Source organism: Paenibacillus sp. FSL P2-0322 (genome assembly GCF_037975315.1).
In the GTDB taxonomy this organism is placed as follows: domain Bacteria; phylum Bacillota; class Bacilli; order Paenibacillales; family Paenibacillaceae; genus Paenibacillus; species Paenibacillus polymyxa_B.
Window position 1 is genome coordinate 2,964,476 of sequence record NZ_CP150243.1, and the last position, 22,964, is coordinate 2,987,439.

Here is a 22,964-nt window from a genome sequence, read left to right on the forward strand (position 1 = left end):
TTCATGTTTTTAACAATGAATTTATTCAAATGAACAATAAAAATTTACATTTGTTTATTTATATCGTGTGTTTTTGATGTATTTTTGCTAAAAACATTATAATTATCTTGAAATATGCTTTTTGAATGAATTTATTCACCCGAAATATATTGACTAATTAAATATACATCTGCTAAATTGTAAGAGTAAAAAGTGTTCAAATGTAAATTGTAAACCCATTCATTTTGGGGATGTGTAAAATTCTAGTTCTGTTGGAGGTGTGGATATTACAAGCAAGTATTTGAAAACATCTTGGTGAATTATGTCAGAGAGGTGACATAACATGGCTTATATTTTGTGTCGTATAACAAGCCGTGAACAGTAGGAGGGAAAACATTGGGGAATTCGATCGTTCAAAAAAGGGGACTAAAGGCTTCAGAAACAAAAAAAAGAAACCATTGGTTAAGCTACATGGTTCGAAATTATATATTGTATTTGTTTCTGCTTCCGTCCATAATTCTTACCGTCATTTTCAAGTATGTTCCCATGTACGGCTCGATCATTGCGTTTAAAAATTTCAGCCCAAGAAAAGGAATCATGGGCAGCGAATGGGTTGGATTTGAACATTTTCAGCGGTTTCTTTCATCACCAAATTTTTATGACATTTTAATGAATACGCTTAAATTAAGCGCTTACGGTCTTATTCTCGGTTTCCCAGTACCGATTATTCTGGCCTTAATGCTAAATCTGATCAGAGGAGCGAAGCTCAAGAAGAATATTCAGCTTATTGTATACGCACCTAACTTCATCTCGGTTGTTGTTGTTGCCGGTATGCTGTTTGTTTTTCTATCGCCAGCTGGAATAGTGAACGCTTTGGTAACAACCTTCACCGGCAAGCCGATTTCTTTTATGACTGATCCCGCCTATTTCCGAACGGTATATATTTTGTCCGGTATATGGCAAACAGCGGGCTGGTCCTCTATCATTTATGTGGCCACCTTAGCCAATGTGGACCCGCAGTTGCATGACGCTGCAACAATTGATGGGGCTTCATTGATGAAGAGAATCTTCCACATTGATCTGCCAGCTCTTAAACCCGTCATGGCCGTCCTGTTCATTCTCGCTGCAGGAGGTATTATGTCGATCGGCTATGAAAAGGCTTACCTGATGCAGACGGCTCTGAACACACCAACCTCGGAAATCATCGCGACTTACGTATACAAGGTGGGGTTGCAATCCGGCGATTATGCTTATTCTACGGCAATCGGGTTGTTCAATTCCGTAATTAATGTAGTCCTGTTGATTTTCGTAAATACCGTCGTCAAGAAGCTGAACGAAGGAGAAGGGCTGTATTAAAGAAGGAGGTATTTATGGATATTCATTACACCGGGAAGGACCGGATTCTGCTCATTATCAATTATATTCTACTTGGTTTTTTTGTTCTCGCTATTCTGTTACCGCTGGTCTATGTGGTGCTTTCGTCCTTTTTAACTCCAAATACCCTGATTACCAAAGGGTTTGCCATTACATCATCAGACTGGACACTCACGGGATATGCCAAAATCCTAAGCAACAGTGCCATGATCCGCGGTTTTTTTAATGCTATTTTTTATTCAGCAGCCTTTGCGTTCGCAACCGTATTATTTTCCGTCTTCGCGGCTTATCCGCTTGCGATTGAAGAGTTGGTAGGGAAACGGTCCATTATGATCTTTTTCCTGATAACGATGTTTTTCGGTGGGGGTCTGATTCCTACCTATCTGGTGATTAAGGATTTAGGCATGTTGAATACGGTCTGGGCCATTATTCTGCCCGGCTCGATCAGCGTATTCAATATTATTCTGGCAAAGACTTATTTCCAGGGACTTCCGAAAGAGCTGTTCCAGGCGGCGAGTATAGACGGAGCTTCCGAGCTCAGTATTTTCTTTAAAATCGTTCTGCCGCTTTCCAAGCCTATTATTTTTGTTCTAGCTTTATACGCTTTTGTCGGACAGTGGAATTCTTATTTCGACGCCATGATTTATTTGGATGATCCGAAGCTGTTTCCGCTTCAACTGGTACTCCGCTCCATTTTGATACAGAATCAGGTTCAGCCCGGCATGATTGCCGATGCGATGGCACAAGCGGAGCTTAAGAAATTGTCTGAAATGATTAAGTACTCTGCCATTGTCATATCAAGTTTGCCTTTGATTGTCATGTATCCATTCTTCCAGAAGTATTTCGAAAAGGGTGTCATGGTAGGTTCGATCAAATAAAAAACCGGGGGTATAGAGATGAAAAAAACATTACTAACTTTGTCTGTGTTGGTACTTTCTACTTCACTGCTTGCCGGATGTGGCGGTTCAGGCAATAATTCCGCGGCATCCGAAGATTACAAGCTGGAAAATGTTACTCTGCCGCTTAAAGAGAAAGTTACTTTGCATTTTATGACTCAAAGCTCGCCGCTGGCACCTTCCGATCCAAATGAAAAGTTGATTTATAAAAGACTGGAAGAAAAAACAGGGGTGCATATCGATTTTACCAACTTCACCTCCGATTCCTTCATTGAAAAAAGAAACCTAGCTGTTGCCAGTGGAGATCTTCCAGATGCCATACTGGATGCCGGCTATTCCGACTATGATTTGTTGAACCTCGGACAGGATGGAACCATTATCCCTCTGGAGGATTTGATTAATAAATACATGCCGAATCTACAGAAGGTATTGAAGGAAGCACCTGAGTACAAATCCATGATAACTGCACAGGACGGGCATATTTATGCTTTTCCTTGGATTGAAGAGCTGGGGGCCGGGAAGGAGAGCATTCATTCTGTAAACGACATGCCATGGATCAATGTGGAGTGGCTGAAAAAGCTGGGACTTAAAATGCCAAAAACCACCGAGGATTTAAAAAAAGTTCTGCTCGCATTTAAAAATGACGACCCTAACGGAAATGGCCAGGCGGATGAAATCCCGCTGTCCTTTATACTCAATAACGGCAATGAGGACCTGAATTTTCTGTTTGGATCATTTGGTCTTGGGGACAACGGCGATCATACTGTAGTGACCAATGAGGGGAAAGTGGTCTTCACTGCCGATCAGGACGGTTATAAAGAGGGGATCAAATACCTTAATGAGCTTTATAAGCTGAACCTCATTGACGAAGAGTCATTCGAGCAGGATTACAATACGTATCTGGCCAAAGGACAGAATGAAAAATATGGTCTCTATTTTCAATGGGATAAGGCGAACATTTCAGGAGACAACGATAAATATGAATTGATGAATCCGCTCGCGGGGCCAAGCGGTGAAGTCAATGTGACCCGCACGAACAATCTCGGCTTTGACCGGGGGAGAATGGTGATTACCAGTGACAACAAAAATCTTGAGCTTACAGCAAAATGGATTGACCAACTGTATGAACCCATCCAGTCCGTACAGGACAACTGGGGCACCTACGGCGACAAAACTCAGCAGAACATTTTTGAATACGATGAAGCGAGTCATATGCTGAAGCATCTTCCGCTTAAGGGAACTGCGCCAGTCGAGCTGCGTCAAAAAACGAATATCGGTGGTCCATTGGCAATTCTTGACGAATATTACGGAAAAGTAACGACCAAGCCCGACGATGCAGTGGGGCGGCTCGAGCTCATAAAGAAAAGACTCGTTCCTTATATGAAGGCTGACCATAATTTCCCGAAAGTCTTCTTCTCGCTGGAGGATCAGAAGCAGATCTCCACACTGGAAACCGATTTGTTTGCTTACGTTAACCGCAAACGGGCAGAATGGATCAAAACAGGCAAAGTGGAAGAAGAATGGGCGGAATATAAGGCCGAGCTGTCCAGACTGGGACTAGACAAATGGCTGGAAATCAAGCAGAAAGGCTACGACCGATATCTTAAAGATCAAGGCTGAAATATATAAAAGGTGGTTGGGCTGTTAAACACCTTATCAACAATCAATAGGAGAGTGGATACCATTAAAGACATGTTCCTAACGGACGACAGTAGCAGCAGAAAAGGATCACGAAACAGTTATTATAGGGAGACATACAGGCCTCAATTCCACTATTCACCTGAGAAAAATTGGATGAACGATCCCAACGGCTTGGTTTACTATGAAGGAGAGTACCACCTGTTCTACCAGCATACGCCCCATGATACGCAGCCTGACTTTGGCCGCATGCATTGGGGGCATGCGGTAAGTAAGGATCTAATACATTGGGACGAACTCTCACCGGCAATTCCGCCTGGAGAGGACGGAGCGATCTTCTCGGGAAGTGCGGTGGTGGATAAGAACAATACAAGCGGATTTTTCAACGAAGAAGGATCAGGATTGGTTGCAATTTATACGAATGAGGGCAACAGGGCTCAGCCCGGCAAGCCGCAGGTGCAAAGCATTGCTTACAGCAGGGATAAAGGTCGAACCTGGACAAAATATGAAGGTAACCCGGTTTTATTCCCAATGGAAACGCTAGACTTTCGTGATCCGAAGGTGTTTTGGCATGATGAATCGTCGATGTGGATAATGGTCCTTGCCGTAAGAGAACGTGTAGAATTTTACACATCTCCAAACCTGAAAGAATGGTCTTTTGCAAGCGAATTCGGTTCTGACATTCCGCATATCCACCGAGGGATATTTGAATGTCCTGATATATTTCAAATCCAAGTGGATGAGGATCCTAATACCACGAAGTGGATTCTGATGCTAAGTGTCGGGGATAGAAATGGTGTGAATCCAGATGATCCGGAACCACCGGCAGGTGGTTCTGGCATGATGTATTTCATAGGCAACTTTGACGGTAAGGCATTTGCTCTGGATGGAACGTTGGAATCTTTCGATACTATTAAATGGGTAGACTACGGATCAGACTTTTACGCGGCCGTGACCTGGAATGGGATTCCAAACGAGGACGGTCGAAAGATTTGGGTCGGCTGGATGAACAATTGGCGTTATGGTACCACGCTACCTTCAGAGGAATGGCGTGGCAAGATGTCAATTCCCCGTGAGCTACAGCTTAGGACTTATCCGGAGGGACTTCACTTAATCCAAGCACCCATAAGTGAATTAAGTCAGCTAAGAAAACCAATTTTGTCTCTGCAAGACTTGACGATTAAGCCAGGTGTGAACGTGTTGTCTGATTTCTCTGCTGCAAAGGCAGAAATTATTGCAGAATTTGAAATCAGCACTGCCGTGGAATTCGGGTTTAAAGTGCGGAAGTCTTCTAATCAGGAGACGATCATTGGATATAATATCTCGAATGGGGACTTGTTCGTCGATCGGACGAAGTCGAGCGCCATTGATTTTCATTCCGATTTCACAGCAATACACAAGGCCCCTATGAAGCCAGAGCATGGACGGGTACAACTGAGTATTTACGTGGATTGGTCAAGTGTCGAGGTCTTCGGAAATCATGGAGAAACAATCATTTCAGACATGATTTTCCCGGACTTGGAAAGCAGGGGGCTGGAACTCTATGCCATTGGCGGAGAACTAAAGGTCGTATCGCTTCAAATCAATGATCTAGTAAGCATTTGGGGAAATGAGAATGTTTAGACGTTAACTATTGATATTATTCAAATTTTAATTATCTCACGACGGAACTCGTTAAGCATTGGCTTGATTCGACGAAGTGGTTACAGCCCGGTTGCGTGCATCCGTATCTGAAACTTGGTCCTCAAAACCAATTAAAGTAACATTTTTCTGCCTGGACACGTAACACCCGGTCGGCTCACAACCGTATCGGGTGTTTTCATATCCTTGGAAAGTTAGCAGAACTCGAAAGACGACCACGGAGCAATCTCATTAAAAGTGAATAAGGGCGATTGCTCTGCAGTGGTGAAAGGCGTAAGAATCTGTCCGTGCATGCCCTGGTCAATTATCCTCAATTATAATTTCCATAAGAGAGAGAAGATTATAATTGATGGTCTTGAGTTCTTTGAACTTAATAAGAGATACGATATGTTAGAAATCAAGTTTTCATTTCTTGAATATACTCTAGCTGATAGAACGGGAAAGAAAAAGAACGATATTTAGAAGTGATTTCGAGTGTATCAAATGAAGATCAAACATGGAAATTAATAAAACATGATTTTATAAGGTTATATGTTTATAGGATATGGGGTGGCATTACAGTCTCCCAAGTTAGAATAATTCGCCACGTTTAAAATCCCCATTACTACAAGTTGAAAATGCATCTCATCCATAAGGCTGCTTAGGAAATGGCTTAGCAGTTAATACAGATAATTAACCCTTCCGTATGACCTAGCTCAGGCAAATTGTGCTCCAATATGTGTTATTCCATATCTATTACCTCTATTAGGTAGTATCACCTAAATAAGAGATATTAATTTCTAAGTAGTGTTAGTAGAGCATGTTTTTATGTTTAGATTTTCTAAGAGCAGTATTGGTGATTTGAAGGAGATAAATTAATAGGTTTTCTAATTTAAAAGTGACTTTTCAAGGGGGATAACAGCTTGGGAAGAGATGCTGTACGCAATTAAATAATGGTCAAGAAACATCCAGACAGATTAGACTTATTTTAAATTTATATACTATATACTATATACAGTATACAAAATATATATAAACACATTATATAGGGTATTTAGGAACGTATTTTTTATTTTGCAATTGGCTTTTACTATAAATCGGACTAAGCTTGAAATAAAAAAGGGCTTATAGCTATGTTTTTTATAGTCTATCTATAAAGAAGAGTTAAACTTGGGGAAACTAACAGAAAGTAACAGACAATTGCATAGTGTTGGAAAAATTTAAACACCTTCAAGATAATACCCTATTTATGAGAGAGATCGGGAATAATCTTGGAGGTGTTGTAGATTAATCACACTGATTCGCTATATATAAAATTTCTCTGAGTGGAAGTACCGCCAAGTAAGGGCTGTGGGAAAGCATCCCTGGCCATACTCGTGATGCCTCGCTCGAACTAACTATGACTTTCAGAGGATGATATTAAGAGTGGTAAAGGTTAGTAGAAAAATCTGGCGTTGGCGTAATCCTCGCCAGGTGGCATGGAAAGTTGCAACATATGGTTCATATGGTTTGTAGGACGCCTATTAATTGTCTCTTACTTGTCTGAGAAGTCTTATTTTAGCTAAAAAAATCATGTCCGTAGTAAGTGCAGCACAACAAAAATGTTGATGGCTACACAGCCTTACATTGAATTTGATAATTGACGTTCATTTGAGCAAAATGTTAGAATCACATACAATTCAGACAAGCGTAGTGATCAATGGAGACTTGTCTTTTTTTGATGCTTTTTGAACATTGGGGGGATATTCATGTTGATTTCAAGAGTGATCAACAATAATGTGATCACGGCGATGAATGAAGACAACAAGGAATTGGTGATTATGGGCTTAGGGATTGCTTTTCAAAAGAAAAAAGGCGACACCGTTGATAAGTCCAAAATTGAAAAAGTATTTAGCCTTGAGAATAAGGAACTTACCGATAGACTAAAGACGTTATTAAACAAAATATCGTTGGAGGTTATGTCGCTTACAGAAGATATTATTAACTATGCTATGCAGAAAACGAATCGAAAACTGAATGAAAGCATATATATTTCGCTTCCCGATCATATTAATTTTACAATCGAACGTCATCAACAAGGGATAGATATTCATAATGCACTCCTTTGGGAAATAAAACGATTCTATAGATTGGAATTTGGAATCGGCATGGAAGCTCTGTCCATAATTAAAGAGCGTCTTGGTGTGGAACTCCCTGAAGATGAGGCTGGCTTTATTGCCCTCCATATCGTTAATGCTCAAATGAACGAAAATGTACCTGAAGCGGCAAATATCACAAGATTAATTAAAGAAATCCTAAACATTGTTCAATATACATTCAGAATTGATTTGGATGAAGAATCGCTTAACTATTTCAGATTCGTAACTCATCTCAAATTTTTTTCCCAGCGGATGTTTAATAAAATTATGACGGAAAGTAAAGATGAGGAATTGCTAAATATCGTGAAAGAAAAGTATAAGCCATCTTATGAATGTGCCTGGAAAATCAAAGAATACATCAAGCTAAGCTATGATTATCTCTTAAACAAGGACGAATTACTCTATTTGACGATCCATATTGAAAGAGTGGTCAACAGGAGTTGAGATCTTTACACCTGATGTAAGCGTTGACAGATTCCAAAGTACGTGCTAAATTATGTTCATATTCACAAACCGAATAATTCTTTAGGATAAGTAGGATTGTAACTGCTTCGAGCAGGCAAGACCTAAATTCTAACGAACTTACGACTACCGCGGGGCGTAAGTTGGTTGAATTTGGGTCTTTTTTTGTTTCCGTTTTTCATTAAAATCCCGGGGGGATCAGCATGAGCAATCAGAAAATTGCACGAGAAATACTGCCTTTATTAGGTGGAGAAGAAAACGTAAAAGATGTAACTCACTGTGTAACTCGATTGCGTCTTACCCTTAAAGACAATGAGAAAGCAGACAAAGCTGGTATTCAGGCTATACAGGGTGTTATGGGAGCGACAGTCAATGGGGGGCAATTTCAAATTATTGTTGGGGATAAGGTATCCGATGTTCACAGCGAATTTATAAAATTACTGGGTAACCGTCAAGTTGCGGATGATAGTAGTTCTGCATCAGGTTCGAAAGGCTTCAAAGGGATTCTCAATTCCTTCTTTAATGTCATCTCAAGTATTTTTGCTCCAATCATTCCAGCAATCATCGGGGCGGGATTACTTAAAGGGATTATGACATTACTCTCGTCTTTTGAACTCGTATCTTTGGAAAGTAGCACATATAAGTTGCTATCTGTATTCGCTGATGCGGCTTTTTATTTCTTGCCTATCCTTCTTGCTTTTAGTACGGCGAAAAAGTTTAATGCTAACCAATATGTCGCTGGGGCGATTGCGGGTGTTTTGATTCATCCTAACTTAGGTGCTCTTTTGAACGGTGAATCACCTGTCACCCTACTTGGCATCCCGATTACTTCAGTCATATACGCATCGTCTGTATTACCCATTATTCTGGGCGTGTGGTTTATGTCTTATGTGGAAAAGGTTTTAAAACGTATCATTCCTAAGGTTCTTCAGTCTATCTTTTTGCCACTGCTTACATTGTTGATTGTTTCTTCTATCATTCTTATTGCGCTTGGACCTGCTGGTACACTCATAGGAAATGGAATCGCCGTCGGATTTATTTCACTATACATGAACTATGGATGGCTAGCGGGGCTTCTTCTCGGAGGATTTTATCCGCTGATTGTCATCACAGGTATGCATTACGGGTTCTTGCCAGTCATGTTCCAATCCCTTTCTAAGTATGGTGTTGACTATATAATGGGGATTGCAGTTGCAGCCAATTCGGGTCAGGCAGGGGCGACTCTTGCGGTATATTTGAAAACCAAAAACAAAGAATTCAAGGCTGTAGCTGGAACAGCAGCACTGAATGCCATTATCGGGATTACCGAACCTGCTCTTTACGGTGTAACCGTTAAGTTAAAAAAACCGTTGATCGCAGCTGCTATTGCTGGAGGCCTGGGCAGTGCAGTAATGGGATGGTTTAAAGTTGGTGCCACGGGAATTGGTACCGGGCCGATTGCAGGGTTACCATTTTTCTTCGGTTCCACATTCCTGTATTTCTTGATCGGCTGTGCAGTTAGTTTTGTTGTTGGTTTTGTTCTGACACTCATTATTGGATTCGAAGATATTCCAGAGAGAAAAGAAGCTGTAGCCGTCTCTTCGAATAATACAATTACAGGGACGATAGAGAGTGATCCTAGAGCACCCGTAACGGTACAATTTAATAATCCAGATCGTGTTCAACCTATTCTTAGTCCTATTCATGGAGAAGTGGTAGAACTCTCGCAAGTCAGTGATCCTGCCTTTGCAGCTGGTATGATGGGCAAAGGAATTGCAATTAGACCCACTACAGGAAGAGCGGTGTCACCTGTGAAAGGTACGGTCGCGACTGTTTTCAAGAAGAAACACGCCATTGTTGTTGTGGCTGACAGTGGAGCAGAAATATTGATTCATATTGGCATAGATACCGTTAAACTGAATGGTCAACATTTTGAGACTCACGTTGAAGTAGGTCAACATGTTGAGGCTGGCGATCTGTTGGTTGAGTTCGACATAGAACAGATTAAAAAAGCTGGCTATGACACGGTAACTCCTATTATTGTAGCTAATTATAATGACTATGTCGATGTTAATGCAGAATCAATCGGAAGTATTGATGAAAAAGATCCTTTAATGAAGGTAATCGGATAAAGAAAATTTGGAGGGTGAAAAACAATGGATTTTACAAAAAAATCGGTGAATGAAATTAAAACGTCGGGGGATTTATTCCCCCCTGACTTTCTCTGGGGCGGAGCCGTGGCTGCGAATCAGATCGAAGGTGCCTATCTTGAGGATGGTAAGGGATTATCTGTCTCAGATGTGTTGTCGGACGGAATATTCGGTCAGATCCTGGATAAGCCTGATGGTGAATATCTCAAACACCAGGCCATTGATTTTTACCATCGTTACCCCGAGGATATCGCATTGTTCGCAGAAATGGGGTTCCGAACACTAAGAACTTCTATAGCGTGGACCCGGATTTTTCCGAATGGAGATGAAGCCATTCCTAACGAAGCAGGTCTGGAATTTTATGATCGGTTATTTGATGAACTGCTCAAATACGGAATTCAACCATTAGTTACACTTTCTCATTATGAAATGCCTCTTGGACTCGTCCATAAGTACGGTGGCTGGTCTAATCGAGAAGTGATTACTCTTTTTGAACGTTTTTCGAGAGTTGTTTTCGATCGGTATGGGGACAAAGTAAAGTATTGGCTGACATTCAACGAAATTAATATGATGCTTCATGGTCCTTTTATTGCAGGAGGAATTTATCCTGATCAGGCAACTGAGCAAGTAACTTATCAGGCTATCCATCACCAATTCGTTGCAAGTGCTTTAGCAGTGAAGGCTTGTCATGAAATTATTCCCGATGCTCAGATCGGGTGCATGATAGCGGGTGGCCCAATGTATCCTCTTACACCTAAACCAGAGGATGTGTTGGAAGCCATGCGTAAAGACAGGGAGAATTTCTTCTTTGCAGATGTGCAAGTCAAAGGTAAATATCCTGGGTATATACTGCGTTATTTCAGAGAATCCAATATTGATCTCGATATCACAGAAGAGGATCTGAAGACACTTAAACACACGGTCGATTTCATTTCTTTTAGCTATTACATGAGTTACTGTGCAACAACAGATCCTGAACTTAATGAGCAATCCAGAGGCAATATTATGAGCGCGGTTAAAAATCCGTACCTTTCAGCTTCAGAGTGGGGTTGGTCAATCGATCCAAAGGGATTGCGCTACACGTTAAATCAGTTCTATGACAGATATGAAAAACCTTTGTTTATTGTCGAGAATGGCCTAGGCGCAATAGATGTCCCGAATGAGAAGGGGATTGTTGAGGATTCCTATCGAATTGATTATATCCGCGAGCATCTTGTGCAAGTCGCAGAAGCGATTCAAGATGGAGTCGAGGTCATGGGATACACTAGTTGGGGATGCATAGACATCGTAAGCAACTCCACCGGAGAGATGCGTAAACGTTATGGCTTCATTTATGTCGATCGTCACGATGATTTATCGGGAACTTTTGAGAGAACACGAAAGAAGAGTTTCAATTGGTACAAAGAAGTCATCGCTACCAATGGAAAAATCATTACAGAGTAGAGGTAAAACAGCCGAAACATGTTCCATAACGAATGGAGGTGTTTCGGCTGTTTCAAATTTAATGTTATGAACATGAATTTAGAGGACTTGCCGAGGGATAACAGGCAAACTAATCATGGTCTCAGTATCTATAAATTTTAGTGTATCTTCATCCACTAACAAACCTTGCGGCGAAACCCAAGCTGCCTCTGCTACGGCTGCATTTTCGAAGATGTATAACGAAACAGCATCATAGGGTGCTTCGTCAGGGACATAGGCTCCATCTCCCTTCCCTGGTTTTCGAGTAGGATGCTGCCGATAAGAAATAAGCCCCGGAAGCTTGGTAGCAAGAGGTCCATGAGTGAATTCATAATGATAGCGAAACTCTTCAAGTGACATCCCTGGTTTTCTTCGGAACACAAACATGATGCTATGTCCTTTTTCAGGATATACATTTAACTCTTTTATACTTTCCATTATGGTTTAGCCTCCTCGAGTTAGTTTATTTAACATATTGTTATTATAGCAATGGAAATGAACATCCTAATAGTGTCTTAATCTAGATTTTCATGGTGTAAATCAAGTATTGTTTGGAATGTGTACTGTTTCACGGTATGTTTTATTCCATAAAATCTATTCGTATACTTCGAGCATAAAAGGGGGAAGGAGCTCATGAGTGTTCTTCTTATACAAATAGACGAGAATGATTTCATGGAAGTGAAGGAGCTGATCACAAAGAATTACGCAGGAGCTAAAGTCATTACTGTGAATCAGTTGCATGGGGATACGGATTGGCTTCTAAGTATGACAGAAATACCTGATCTTTTGGATAGACTTATCAATACAGCTGGGGAACCTGCGGTGCAACGCGTTTTACATTATATAAACTGTCACTTTAGAAGATCATTAACGTTGGAGGAGGTATCTTCTGAAGTCCATTTGAATCCAGTCTATTTCAGTCAGTGGTTTAAGCAGAAGACCGATTGTGGGTTTAAAGAATACATTACACATATTAGACTTCAGGAGGTACGACACTGGCTGCTAAATAGCGATCACACCATCAACTGGATCGCTGAGTATGTGGGGTATCAGGATACAGCACATCTATCTAAACTATTCCGAAAACATTTTGGTTTGGCTCCAGGGATGTATAGACAAAAGATAAGAAATGAACGCCAAGCATCAAGATAGTCCATTTTCAAAAAAGTATTTGAGGAAAAGGGTCGCCAAGCTCAGGATTCGGCATGGGTCCTCTAACATATTTCATTAAGCATATAGGTGTTAAAGGAAAATAAAGTATTCTTTGGAAGAGAAAGGACGATTAGTAACTATGCAGAATTGTGATACCTCATTTTTCATACTCGTTGAGAACATCGTGTAATACATGATGTTCTCAAATAACTTGTTTTCGCTAATCTTTAAGTTAAAGAACGGGTTATCTCGCTTATGAAGGGTACACCTGATTCCTTTTAAACAATCCCCATACCTGTTCGGCCATGTATTTCGGTGAATGTGGCATGTTATTTATAATCCACCATTCGATTACCCCAATGAATGCAAAGGCCATAAATTGCGTTATCAATAGCTTGTCATACCCCTTATTAAGGTCCTCCATATTGACTTGGTCTTTTATGTTCCCCGTCACGATCTCTAACATATGCTCCCGAAATGCAGGGATTCCTTTATTCGAAAGCATGGAAGCGAAAAACGTATGGTTCTGCTCAAAGTATTGAAAAACAGGTAACAAAGAATGAATAAAATCAACCTTTTCCTGATTTGGATCGGTTGAGATGCAAACGGAGATCATTCTGCTCAAATGCTCATCGATGCATTTGTTAAGAAGATCGTATTTATCGGTGTAGTGAAAATAAATGGTTCCCCTGTTAACATTCGCTCGATCCGCAATCTCATTAATAGTTATTTCTTCAAAATCCTTCTCCGAGATCAAACCTATAAATGCATTAAATATGGCTGCCTTTGTTTTTAGGATTCTACGATCGATTTTAACTCCCATAATGTATAGCCTCCAGAAGATATTTAACAAATTATTCGAATCCGTTGAATATAAAACAAAAATCACTTTTTTAGCGATTGAAGAAATCAACATAATCCATATAATAATAACCAACGGACGTTATATATTCAACAAAAGTTCGATAAAGTTTTGCTGTAACCTAAATGTTCATTGGGTCAAAAGAGCAATCTAACAATAAAATATCGAGGTGATCGACTAATGAACATAACGCTTTTTGGTGGTAGTGGTGCAATTGGGAAAATTTTGACTGAGGTAGCAATTCAAAACGGGGATAACGTTACCCTTTATGCTAGAAATGCGGGGAAAATTGGACAGAAACATGAGAAGCTAAATGTTGTCGAGGGTCAATTATCTAATCAAGACTTGGTGGAACAAGCACTGTCGAATGCCGATGTCATCATTAGCACATTGGGACCCGCACTTGATACGTCCAGAAAATTAAAAGGTACCCCTGTTGCGGATGGTCATGAGGTTATTGTAAATGCGATGAGAAAGTTAAATAAGAAACGACTCATTACACTTGCTACTCCAACCTTGAAATCTGATAAGGATCGGAATTCGATTGCCACAATTGTACCGGGAATTATGGCCAAGGTGATGTTTCCGAATGGTTATTACGAAATGAAAAAGCTTGAGGAAATCATCAAGCGATCTTCTTTAGACTGGACAGTAGTTCGGATTATTAATCCAAATGTAAGGCATAAGGAAAACGTTCATTATGCTTACTCGCTAGGCGATCAGCCAGCCAAAATGGGGGTATCCCGAGAAAATATCGCTAAATTTATGTATCATGCAGCTTCCGAGCCATCCTTAATTCATCAAATGCCGATTGTATACAACAGTTGAGAAAGGATTCCATCTGTTTATCAAGTGAAGGGAGAGGAACGAAATGAAAGTAGAGATTTGGTCGGATATTGGCTGCCCATTTTGTTATATCGGAAAACAGCGTTTCGAGGACGGGCTGGGGCTGTTTGCATCCAAAGATAAAGTGAATGTGGAGTACCGGAGCTTCCAGCTAGATCCTTATGCCGAGAAATACCCAGCTTACGATGTACACGACTTGTATGTTTCAAAGCATGGTGGCAGCAGAGAAGAAGCCAAGGCCATGCATAAACAATTTGCCCAACAAGCGAAGGGTGATGGAGTGGATTTTCAATTTGACCGAATAATCCCTACTCATTCGCTCGATGCGCATCGATTGATCAAGTTTGCGGGTACCTATGGCAAGAGTGCGGAAGTGTTGGAGCTTCTGTATAAAGCATATTTCACAGATTCCAAGCATATCGGCGACGCGGGCACACTGGCTGACATAGCGGCGGAAGCCGGTATGGATCGCGAGAAAACGCTCAACGTGCTGGAAAGCACGCAATATGTGGATGAAGTTCGTGCAGATGGGCGTGAAGCAAGCAGCCTTGGAGCTACAGGTGTACCTTTCTTTGTCATCAACCGCAAATATGCGATTTCAGGCGCACAATCAAGTGAAGTGTTTCTGGAGGCGCTGCAAAAAGTATGGGACGAGGAACATCCGCTGATGACGTTAGATACGACTCTAAACCAAGAATCAGGCAATGTTTGCGAGGATGGTTATTGTACGCCAAAAAACAGCTGACGGAGGCGCCATTAAAGTAATCGTAAAACAGCGGCAGTCTAGGACTTTATTTTCTCGTCCATAGCTACCGCTGTTTCTTTTATTGGAGCTCTTTGGGTTTTAATGCTTGGCGAATCAGTTGATTGAATTGACTCATATGGTGATCAAAACTGAAATGTTCGTCAGTGGCTGTACGTGCAATAAGGCCGTCAATCAGCGCATACAACCAGAGAGAAAGGGTCTCCACATCATATTCTGGATCTACTTGTTTTTCATGAATAGCACTTGTAAGCAGATTTTTGAATGATTCACGCATGATGATATCACTTTGATTGAAGACATGTCGCACGCCCTTATTGCGTGAAGCTTCAGCCAAAATTTCGATCCATAATCTCTGGTCCATAGGATATACGGGATTACTGACACAACTAGTTATAATCGTCAGAATCTGTCCGAGAGGATCTTTTTCGGTTTCTTTAAATTCCATTTTGGCCAAGGCATGGCGCTGTTCTTCTTCCACCAGTGCAATAATAAATGCATCTTTACTTGGAAAGTGGCGGTACAGATTCCCTGCACTCATTCCTGCTTCTTTTGCAATTTCGACAATGCCTGTTTTGTGAAATCCATTGCGTGAAAAACATCGAACAGCAGCCTCGATGAGCAAGCGTCTGCTATCGTCTTTTTGTTTCATTCGTTTCGATTTAGGCGGTTCAGAGTTATTCATTGTACTTCAAATGTACAGGGATACCTTCTTGGCTCTTATCCCTGTAACCTCCTTGTTTCGCGAAATAATGTACATCCATCATACCATGTACATTACCATAGTCTGCATTTGGATTAAAGTGTATTAAAGACTGGACGCTCTTTATTATCAATATCTCCAAGCAGAGGTAAACGAGACAGCATGTTCGCCAAGAAATAAGAGTCCCAAGGGAAATGTTCAGTGATCCCTAGACCGACTACATCATAGGATTTGGCTACATCTTGCAAAACTCGGATAATGGTTTCCATACTTGATCCTTGTGGGAAGCTCTTGGTGTATTCTTCGTATGTTCCCGGATAAGCAACCAGAAGAGAACGGAATTCTTTCATATCCAGAACATCCAGATCAAAATGAATAATAATCTTGGACGGTTTTTTCTCAGCTAGCCATTGGAGCACTTTAGAACTATCCTGCTTAATTTCATCGGGACCTACAATATCTAATTTCATATTTTTCATGGGCTCTGAGTGAAGAGCATCGATCATGTCGTTCAATCCTACATATAGGATTTGTTCAGGTTTAAAAAGATGGGGCACCTCTGCAACAAATTCCTGATCACCTACCCCAAGCAAATTGGCAAGAACATGAGCATGATGATTTTCAAAGTCTTCAGGGATCGAGACATCAGGGTGAGCATCTACCCATAACAGAGCAACATCTCCATCATATTTCTCATTCAAATAAGAAAAAGGAGCAAGTTCTACACTGCAATCCCCTCCAAGGACAACGATACGTTCAGGGTTATGTTTATGAATTAGACTTTTGGCTGATCTAGCTTGTTGCAATACGGTACTTTTGGCAATTATACCTTGTTCTTTTTCTACATTAGGGTTCAGATCGACGGGTACTTCTTCAAAAGGACCATTAGACTTGGGAGCAAGCCAGTTTAACAAGTGAGCTCCCAGAACGTAAGGAGGGTTGTTCCCTCCTTGCCATTGAGGGAATAACAAACGCAGTGTACGGCTTGTATCCATTTCATTCATAAGATATTTCTCCTTTTATTTAAGTTAGTGATCGTTCATTCACTGAAAATGATACAAGATTACTTTTTATATTGCAAACCCTAAATAACAGGGAATGCCTATTTGAAATTATGCTGATTATACAATGACAATCATTGAGCTTATAAAAGGCAGGCGTTGATGACGGCCATTGCACAGAATGTGAAGAAAATGGCCCGACACCTACATGTCTTTTGTGGCTTAGAAATAGGCTTTCTCAACTTAAAAATTATTCCACATTGGTTGATGATTTTTTGTGACGTTTAATGGGTGAACCAGAGTTATCTTTAATAAATTTTCCACTAAACAGCTTTGTGAAAGATATCTTTCATGATACAGTGGAAAAACGGTGTAGTTTTACCGCCGCCATTTATTTGAAAGTGGAATTATGTACTATAATAAGTAAGCATTTTAAAAACTTTCTTGAATTAAACTGAGGTGCTCAATGAATCGAATTTTACTGGTTGAAGATGATGATAATTTGGTGTTCGGTATTGAATATACTTTAACAAGTGAAGGATATGGCGTTGTTCTTGCGGGTAGCTTGGAAGAAGCCAGAAAGGCATTAAAGACAGACGACGTCGATTTAATTTTGTTGGATATAAATTTACCTGATGGTTCAGGGTATGACCTGTGTAGGGAAATCCGTGCATTATCCCAGGTTCCCATCATTTTTTTGACAGCTTTGGATGAGGAGACAAATGTTGTTGCTGGTCTTGATTTGGGAGCAGATGATTATATGACCAAACCGCTCCGTACCAAAGAACTTCTCTCTAGAATGAAAGCCGTATTAAGGCGCAATCATAAGCCCAAGGATGAACCGAATAGATGGATATCCGACGATATTGAAGTTCGAGTTCTAGAAGGAATTGTTCTTAAAAACAATCAGGAACTTTTATTGACGGGGCTGGAATATCGATTGCTATTGATGTTAATGACTCACCCCAAGCAAATTTGCAGCAGAAGTATCATCCTTAACAGTCTGTGGGATATGTCAGGAGAATTCATTGATAACAACACCCTTTCAGTTCATATCAGAAGGTTAAGAGAGAAGATCGAGGATGTTCCTGCAGTACCGAGATACATCATTACCGTTCGAGGAGTCGGATATAAATGGAATGCAGATATTGTAGGGAGATAAACCATGAATGAATTCGTCCGTAATCCAGAGTGGAAGTCTATTACTGTTAAAGCGATCGTATTACAAGTTATGTTAGCGGTAATCATATTCTTTTATATGAGTTATCAAGTCAGTCAGATCAATAAGGCCGTGGTTAATCAAAATGCTGCATTGATTGGTTATGTTTTGAAGCAAGCTCCTCAACTAGAAAATGAAATTATCCACTTTATCACTCAGGGTGCACAAGAAAATGAAATCGTAGAGGGAAAACGCAGCCTGGCTCAATATGCATATAAGGAAGATATGCCCGTAAACGATCAACCTGTACTCTCGGATAACGCCTTACCCATGAAAACGGCGGCTCAGGTTTTGCTTTATAGTATTCCATTACTGCTGTTATTGGGATGGGAATACCGCAAAATATTTAACAAGATTCGAACCATAACCTTTGCAGCGGAGCAAGTTGTTGAACATCAGTTTGATCAACCGCTTCCGGAGAATGATGAAGGGGACTTTGGCGCATTAGGACGAAACTTTAACGCGATGGCCGAAAGGTTACACAACAGTCTTCGGCAACTCCAACAAGAGAAAATGTTTCTACGCAACTTGCTTTCCGATATTTCGCATCAGCTCAAAACGCCACTAGCAATCCTCATCGTTTTTAATGAAAATTTGCTAAATGATCCTCATATGAAAGAAGAAATGAGAACGAAATTTCTGGATCGAGGCCGTCAACAACTAGAGCGAATGGAATGGCTGATTATCAGTTTGCTGAAGCTGGCACGGGTCGAAGCCGGAGCAATAACGTTCCTGATAGAACGCGTTCGAGTAAGAGAAATGATCGATCATGCTGTACATTCGTTGCGAATGTTATCCGAGCAAAGGAAGCAGAAGATTCACATTCATGGTGGAGAAGATATGTATGTTTGGGCGGATGAAGAATGGCTAACAGAAGCCTTGATTAACTTGATTAAAAATGCACTGGAACATACGCCACTAGAGGGAGGAATTGATGTTATTTTAGAAAAAAATTCATTATTCCAGACAGTAATCATTCGAGATCAAGGAGAAGGCATTTCCCCAGAAGATTTGCCTCACATTTTTGAACGATTCTATAGAGGGAGAAGAACGACAAAGCCGCAAAGTCTTGGCATTGGCTTGTCTTTATCCAAGTCCATTATTGAAGAGCAAGGCGGTATGATCACCGTTGTAAGTCAGTTAGGGCTAGGAACAGAATTTAGAGTTTCGTTTAATAAATGGGATAGTGGAGGAAGCTTACAATAACGTAAGCTTCCTCTTCACTTTATTGTAAGCTTCGATCTTTATAATAACAAACATACAAAGTGAAACATTAGCTCAGGAGGTAAACAGGTGGAAATACTAAAAACTATTAATTTGTGTAAAACCTATGGAAGTGCAGAGGCAAAGGTTGAAGCTTTAAAAAATGTCAATTTCTCTGTTCAACATGGAGAATTTGTTGCCATCGTAGGAGCCAGTGGATCAGGAAAAAGTACCTTAATGCATCTTCTAGGTGGAGTGGACCGCCCGGCTAGTGGACAGGTCATCATCGATGGTACGGATCTTTACTCCAGAAGTGAAGAGGAGCTCGCTGTATTCCGAAGACGGAAAATTGGATTTATTTTTCAATCATACAATCTGATCCCGGTCCTATCTACAGAGGAAAATATCAAGTTACCGATGCTATTAGAGAACAAAAGGGTAGATGAAAATTATGTTCAGGAATTAATGGGTATATTAGGTCTGACCGAGCGGAGACATCATCTTCCATCCGAATTGTCAGGCGGACAACAGCAAAGAACGGCGATTGGCCGTGCGTTAATTAATAAACCGTCGATTATCTTGGCGGATGAACCTACCGGAAATCTGGATAGTAAAAACAGCAGGGATATTATGGACTTACTTATGTTTTCAGTTAAAAAATATAATCAGACGTTAATCATGATCACGCACGATTTGAATATTGCTAAAATCGCAGATCGAGTCGTAAGAATCGAAGACGGAGTCCTTCTACAGGCAAATGAGGTGAGTGAAAGTTGAAAAGCTACACAGATCTTACTGGAAAATATTTAAAGGGACAGAAAAAAAGATCGATGCTTACAATCTTAGGTATAATCTTGTCGGTTACACTGTTTACTTCCATTGGAACAATCGGGATGAGCTATTGGGATAAGTCAGTCAGACAAACCATGCAGGACTTCGGAGATTACCACGTCTCTTTCAATGGTATTTCAGGAGAAGCAATCCCGAAAGTCAAAAACAATGCAGCCGTAAAAAGTGCCGGCGTCATCAGTAGAGAAGGATATGCTGTCCTTAGGGAAACAAAAGAGAAGGAAAAGAAGGAAGATCCGTTTGCCGCACCCTACCGGTACTTGAATGTCAAGGGATATAATGCGAATGCAATGAACATGCTTCAGTCACAGCTAGACTCGGGCAGGTACCCGGAAAATTCGAATGAAATTATCCTTTCATCTTCGAGTCTGAGTTATTTTTTAAAAAAACCAAAGCTTGGCGAAACAATTACGCTAAACCTTGGAATCCGGAAGGTGGCGTCAACTGGTGAAGACAAAAAGATTAACGGACTTGGCGATTATGGTTGGGATCTTGACGAAGCCTTCCAAGCTCAATCCCAAAGAGAATATACTGTTGTAGGCTTTATGAAGCCGTCAAGCAAAGAGAATTGGTCTTCCGGATACATCTTTCCTGCAATTACTTTCAATGATAACAAGAGTATCGATAACTACAAAAATTACTTTATTTACGTCAAAATGAAATCTTTGAAGAACATCAAAGAAAAGACGGAAGCCTTGATGTCCTCTTTACAGCTGAGTAATGTCGAACAAGGTTCCGCTATGCAACTGGATAGGGATAACTTTATTGAAAATGTAAGAATTGAGTACAATAATGAACTGCTTAAATTGTATGGCAAAAGCATTTATGAAGGTGTGAATAACAGCTTAATCCTAACTTTCGCTGCTGTCATTGCGATTATAATGATTTGTACGATTGCAATGATTTATAATATTTTTCATATTTCTGTACTGGAGCGGATTTCACAATTCGGTATGTTAAGATGCATTGGAGCTACACCAGCCCAAATTCGCAAAATTGTGATGCAAGAAGCAACCCTGATAAGCTTGATCGGCATACCCATCGGGATTCTCACAGGAACCCTTTTTATGAAGGTATTGTTTTACAATATCAGCTTGTTAACGTTAGGTTTCTTAAATGATATGAGAATGGTCATTTCCCTACCGATTCTAATCTCTGCCGGTTTATTGGGCTTGCTGAGCGTATACCTTTCCGCTATTGGACCAGCAAAACAAGCAGCTCGCGTATATCCTCTTGAAGCGCTGAAAAATGCGGGAAGCTCGAAGGTTGAAAATATCACAAAGGTCAAAAAGTCTCTGTTTGTTAAAAAGCTGTTTGGCGTCGTAGGGCAATTCGCAAGCAGAAACTTGCAACGGAACAAGAAACGTTTCCGGATTACAGCCTTTTCCATGATTATTAGTATTATTTTATTTATTGTCTTTAGTGGTTTGGTTGATTTCATGCAGCAAATAACACAGCTCTCGGGTGCGCAGTATTCTTATTCGCTTTCCTATGATGGTCCTTCAAGTCGAATAGACGATACTGTGTATCGGAATGTTTCTAAGCTTGATGCTGTTCAACAAGCCTACAAATTTTACAGGAATCAAGTAGATGCAATCATCCCTAAGGATAAGATCAATCCCAAATATTATGGATTTCATAAGGATCGATACATCGTTTCCGAAGGGGAAGGATATCGAACAGATAATAATTTCCTTGTGTCCTACGGAGACAATGGCTTGGATGCTCTGCAATCCAAACTCACGGCCGGGAAGATTGACAAAGAGAAAATGAACCAAGAGAATGGCGTTATCGTCCTACAAAAAATAATGATGATGACAGAAGAAGGCAAACGACTAATTCTCGATCAAACCCAATTTAAGGTTGGAGATCACATCAAAATCCGAACAATTGACGGAAATCATAATGAATATCAAACCGTGACTGTGGTCGGAATTGTCGATCAAGATTTGTTATCGAAGAAATATAGTACAGGTCAAGATCTTTCATTTATTACGACGCCGAAAGTATACTCCAAGATTATGGGTAGCGACACTTATTCCAGAATATTTATCCTCGCTAATCCCGATATATCAAATCATCCTATAACGGACTATCTTAAATCATTAACTGATAAAAACGCTGGTTTTAACTACCATGATCGAGTGGCAGAGGTCGCTCAAGCTAAAAACGATGCAAAGACTTTTAGTATCTTGCTTTACGGTTTTATCGGTGTCATTGTTCTAATTGCTTTCTTGAACATTGTAAATACAGTAAGTACGAATCTAATTCTTCGTACGAAAGAATTTGCAACCCTCAAGGCCATCGGCATGACCCAGAAGGAAGTGAGAAAAATGATTATTTTAGAAGGCGTATTTTATGGACTATTTGCCGCCGTGATCGGAATTATCCTAGGGACGACGCTGAATTATGGAATACAAGTTCTCTTTGCGAGTGCTTTGGATGCAGATTGGGTGTTCCCGTGGTACAGTATCGGCATCGCTTTCGCAGGTTCGATGATTACGACGATCGTCGCAACGATTGGGCCGATGTACAGGTTGAATAAAGTTAGTAGATGCTCTCCGGAGTGAGAACTAGGATCGGTTGGTTAAAAAGTGTAACACAAAGCCAGCTAAAAATAATGAATTTAAAACAGGCACCCTTTAATCATATGGGGTGCCTGTTAAATC

General features: G+C 40.5%; 18 protein-coding genes. 14 read left to right on the forward strand and 4 right to left on the reverse strand.

What is annotated here, in order from left to right:
* Positions 1–450: 450 nt before the first annotated feature.
* The 7 genes from MKY24_RS12955 to MKY24_RS12985 all read left to right on the forward strand — a co-directional run bounded on the left by MKY24_RS12955 (position 451) and on the right by MKY24_RS12985 (position 11,679).
* On the forward strand, positions 451–1,335 hold the full coding sequence (locus MKY24_RS12955) for an ABC transporter permease subunit (protein WP_226887819.1): 885 nt from the start codon (positions 451–453) through the stop codon (positions 1,333–1,335).
* 14 nt (positions 1,336–1,349) lie between these two features.
* Positions 1,350–2,231, forward strand: a complete 882-nt coding sequence (locus tag MKY24_RS12960) for a carbohydrate ABC transporter permease (RefSeq protein WP_028541253.1) — start codon at positions 1,350–1,352, stop codon at positions 2,229–2,231.
* 18 nt (positions 2,232–2,249) lie between these two features.
* Entirely contained in the window at positions 2,250–3,869 is a 1,620-nt protein-coding gene (locus tag MKY24_RS12965; protein WP_023988674.1) for an ABC transporter substrate-binding protein, read from the forward strand.
* Between the two features lie 72 nt (positions 3,870–3,941).
* On the forward strand, positions 3,942–5,510 hold the full coding sequence (locus MKY24_RS12970; RefSeq protein ID WP_339202317.1) for a glycoside hydrolase family 32 protein: 1,569 nt from the start codon (positions 3,942–3,944) through the stop codon (positions 5,508–5,510).
* A gap of 1,745 nt (positions 5,511–7,255) precedes the next feature.
* Positions 7,256–8,089: a PRD domain-containing protein gene (locus MKY24_RS12975; protein ID WP_023988677.1), complete on the forward strand. Its 834-nt coding sequence runs from the start codon at positions 7,256–7,258 to the stop codon at positions 8,087–8,089.
* A gap of 221 nt (positions 8,090–8,310) precedes the next feature.
* Positions 8,311–10,218, forward strand: a complete 1,908-nt coding sequence (locus tag MKY24_RS12980; RefSeq protein ID WP_339202224.1) for a beta-glucoside-specific PTS transporter subunit IIABC — start codon at positions 8,311–8,313, stop codon at positions 10,216–10,218.
* 24 nt (positions 10,219–10,242) lie between these two features.
* The gene (locus MKY24_RS12985) at positions 10,243–11,679 is read left to right on the forward strand and encodes a 6-phospho-beta-glucosidase (protein ID WP_048481502.1); all 1,437 of its coding nucleotides are present in this window, start codon (positions 10,243–10,245) and stop codon (positions 11,677–11,679) included.
* Between the two features lie 78 nt (positions 11,680–11,757).
* On the opposite strand, the gene MKY24_RS12990 is transcribed toward MKY24_RS12985, so the two are convergent.
* A complete protein-coding gene (locus tag MKY24_RS12990; protein WP_025684497.1) occupies positions 11,758–12,135 on the reverse strand; it encodes an EthD domain-containing protein in 378 nt (125 codons plus the stop codon).
* A 195-nt stretch (positions 12,136–12,330) separates the two neighbouring features.
* Here MKY24_RS12990 and MKY24_RS12995 point away from each other — a divergent pair, with 195 nt between their 5' ends.
* Positions 12,331–12,849 (forward strand): AraC family transcriptional regulator, encoded by a 519-nt coding sequence (locus tag MKY24_RS12995; RefSeq protein ID WP_053325477.1) that lies wholly within the window; start codon positions 12,331–12,333, stop codon positions 12,847–12,849.
* Positions 12,850–13,102: 253 nt separating this feature from the next.
* Here MKY24_RS12995 and MKY24_RS13000 read toward each other — a convergent pair whose 3' ends face one another.
* The gene (locus tag MKY24_RS13000; protein WP_177235816.1) at positions 13,103–13,672 is read right to left on the reverse strand and encodes a TetR/AcrR family transcriptional regulator; all 570 of its coding nucleotides are present in this window, start codon (positions 13,670–13,672) and stop codon (positions 13,103–13,105) included.
* Between the two features lie 219 nt (positions 13,673–13,891).
* Here MKY24_RS13000 and MKY24_RS13005 point away from each other — a divergent pair, with 219 nt between their 5' ends.
* Positions 13,892–14,539: an NAD(P)H-binding protein gene (locus tag MKY24_RS13005; RefSeq protein WP_023988683.1), complete on the forward strand. Its 648-nt coding sequence runs from the start codon at positions 13,892–13,894 to the stop codon at positions 14,537–14,539.
* 43 nt (positions 14,540–14,582) lie between these two features.
* Entirely contained in the window at positions 14,583–15,302 is a 720-nt protein-coding gene (locus MKY24_RS13010) for a DsbA family oxidoreductase (protein WP_053325478.1), read from the forward strand.
* Between the two features lie 79 nt (positions 15,303–15,381).
* On the opposite strand, the gene MKY24_RS13015 is transcribed toward MKY24_RS13010, so the two are convergent.
* Positions 15,382–15,972: a TetR/AcrR family transcriptional regulator gene (locus MKY24_RS13015; RefSeq protein ID WP_179085402.1), complete on the reverse strand. Its 591-nt coding sequence runs from the start codon at positions 15,970–15,972 to the stop codon at positions 15,382–15,384.
* A gap of 146 nt (positions 15,973–16,118) precedes the next feature.
* Positions 16,119–17,027, reverse strand: a complete 909-nt coding sequence (locus MKY24_RS13020; RefSeq protein ID WP_034095032.1) for an arginase family protein — start codon at positions 17,025–17,027, stop codon at positions 16,119–16,121.
* Positions 17,028–17,490: 463 nt separating this feature from the next.
* Between MKY24_RS13020 and MKY24_RS13025 the strand changes: the two genes are divergently transcribed.
* From MKY24_RS13025 to MKY24_RS13040, 4 genes are all read left to right on the forward strand, one after another.
* Positions 17,491–18,186, forward strand: coding sequence for a response regulator transcription factor (locus tag MKY24_RS13025; RefSeq protein ID WP_023988687.1), 696 nt, complete (start codon positions 17,491–17,493; stop codon positions 18,184–18,186).
* Positions 18,187–18,189: 3 nt separating this feature from the next.
* On the forward strand, positions 18,190–19,449 hold the full coding sequence (locus MKY24_RS13030; protein WP_023988688.1) for a HAMP domain-containing sensor histidine kinase: 1,260 nt from the start codon (positions 18,190–18,192) through the stop codon (positions 19,447–19,449).
* Between the two features lie 87 nt (positions 19,450–19,536).
* Complete coding sequence (locus MKY24_RS13035; RefSeq protein ID WP_028541247.1) at positions 19,537–20,223, forward strand: ABC transporter ATP-binding protein; 687 nt, start codon at positions 19,537–19,539, stop codon at positions 20,221–20,223.
* The gene (locus MKY24_RS13040) at positions 20,220–22,865 is read left to right on the forward strand and encodes an FtsX-like permease family protein (RefSeq protein ID WP_339202227.1); all 2,646 of its coding nucleotides are present in this window, start codon (positions 20,220–20,222) and stop codon (positions 22,863–22,865) included. Before MKY24_RS13035 ends, MKY24_RS13040 begins: the two co-directional genes overlap by 4 nt.
* Positions 22,866–22,964 lie beyond the last annotated feature (99 nt).

What these genes read in the sequence shown, in the direction of transcription:
- MKY24_RS12955 (WP_226887819.1), top strand. Translation starts at nt 451, where the DNA reads ATGGTTCGAAATTATATATTGTATTTGTTTCTGCTTCCGTCCATAATT.
- MKY24_RS12960 (WP_028541253.1), top strand. Translation starts at nt 1,350, where the DNA reads ATGGATATTCATTACACCGGGAAGGACCGGATTCTGCTCATTATCAAT.
- MKY24_RS12965 (WP_023988674.1), top strand. Translation starts at nt 2,250, where the DNA reads ATGAAAAAAACATTACTAACTTTGTCTGTGTTGGTACTTTCTACTTCA.
- MKY24_RS12970 (WP_339202317.1), top strand. Translation starts at nt 3,942, where the DNA reads ATGTTCCTAACGGACGACAGTAGCAGCAGAAAAGGATCACGAAACAGT.
- MKY24_RS12975 (WP_023988677.1), top strand. Translation starts at nt 7,256, where the DNA reads ATGTTGATTTCAAGAGTGATCAACAATAATGTGATCACGGCGATGAAT.
- MKY24_RS12980 (WP_339202224.1), top strand. Translation starts at nt 8,311, where the DNA reads ATGAGCAATCAGAAAATTGCACGAGAAATACTGCCTTTATTAGGTGGA.
- MKY24_RS12985 (WP_048481502.1), top strand. Translation starts at nt 10,243, where the DNA reads ATGGATTTTACAAAAAAATCGGTGAATGAAATTAAAACGTCGGGGGAT.
- MKY24_RS12990 (WP_025684497.1), bottom strand. Translation starts at nt 12,135, where the DNA reads ATGGAAAGTATAAAAGAGTTAAATGTATATCCTGAAAAAGGACATAGC.
- MKY24_RS12995 (WP_053325477.1), top strand. Translation starts at nt 12,331, where the DNA reads ATGAGTGTTCTTCTTATACAAATAGACGAGAATGATTTCATGGAAGTG.
- MKY24_RS13000 (WP_177235816.1), bottom strand. Translation starts at nt 13,672, where the DNA reads ATGGGAGTTAAAATCGATCGTAGAATCCTAAAAACAAAGGCAGCCATA.
- MKY24_RS13005 (WP_023988683.1), top strand. Translation starts at nt 13,892, where the DNA reads ATGAACATAACGCTTTTTGGTGGTAGTGGTGCAATTGGGAAAATTTTG.
- MKY24_RS13010 (WP_053325478.1), top strand. Translation starts at nt 14,583, where the DNA reads ATGAAAGTAGAGATTTGGTCGGATATTGGCTGCCCATTTTGTTATATC.
- MKY24_RS13015 (WP_179085402.1), bottom strand. Translation starts at nt 15,972, where the DNA reads ATGAAACAAAAAGACGATAGCAGACGCTTGCTCATCGAGGCTGCTGTT.
- MKY24_RS13020 (WP_034095032.1), bottom strand. Translation starts at nt 17,027, where the DNA reads ATGAATGAAATGGATACAAGCCGTACACTGCGTTTGTTATTCCCTCAA.
- MKY24_RS13025 (WP_023988687.1), top strand. Translation starts at nt 17,491, where the DNA reads ATGAATCGAATTTTACTGGTTGAAGATGATGATAATTTGGTGTTCGGT.
- MKY24_RS13030 (WP_023988688.1), top strand. Translation starts at nt 18,190, where the DNA reads ATGAATGAATTCGTCCGTAATCCAGAGTGGAAGTCTATTACTGTTAAA.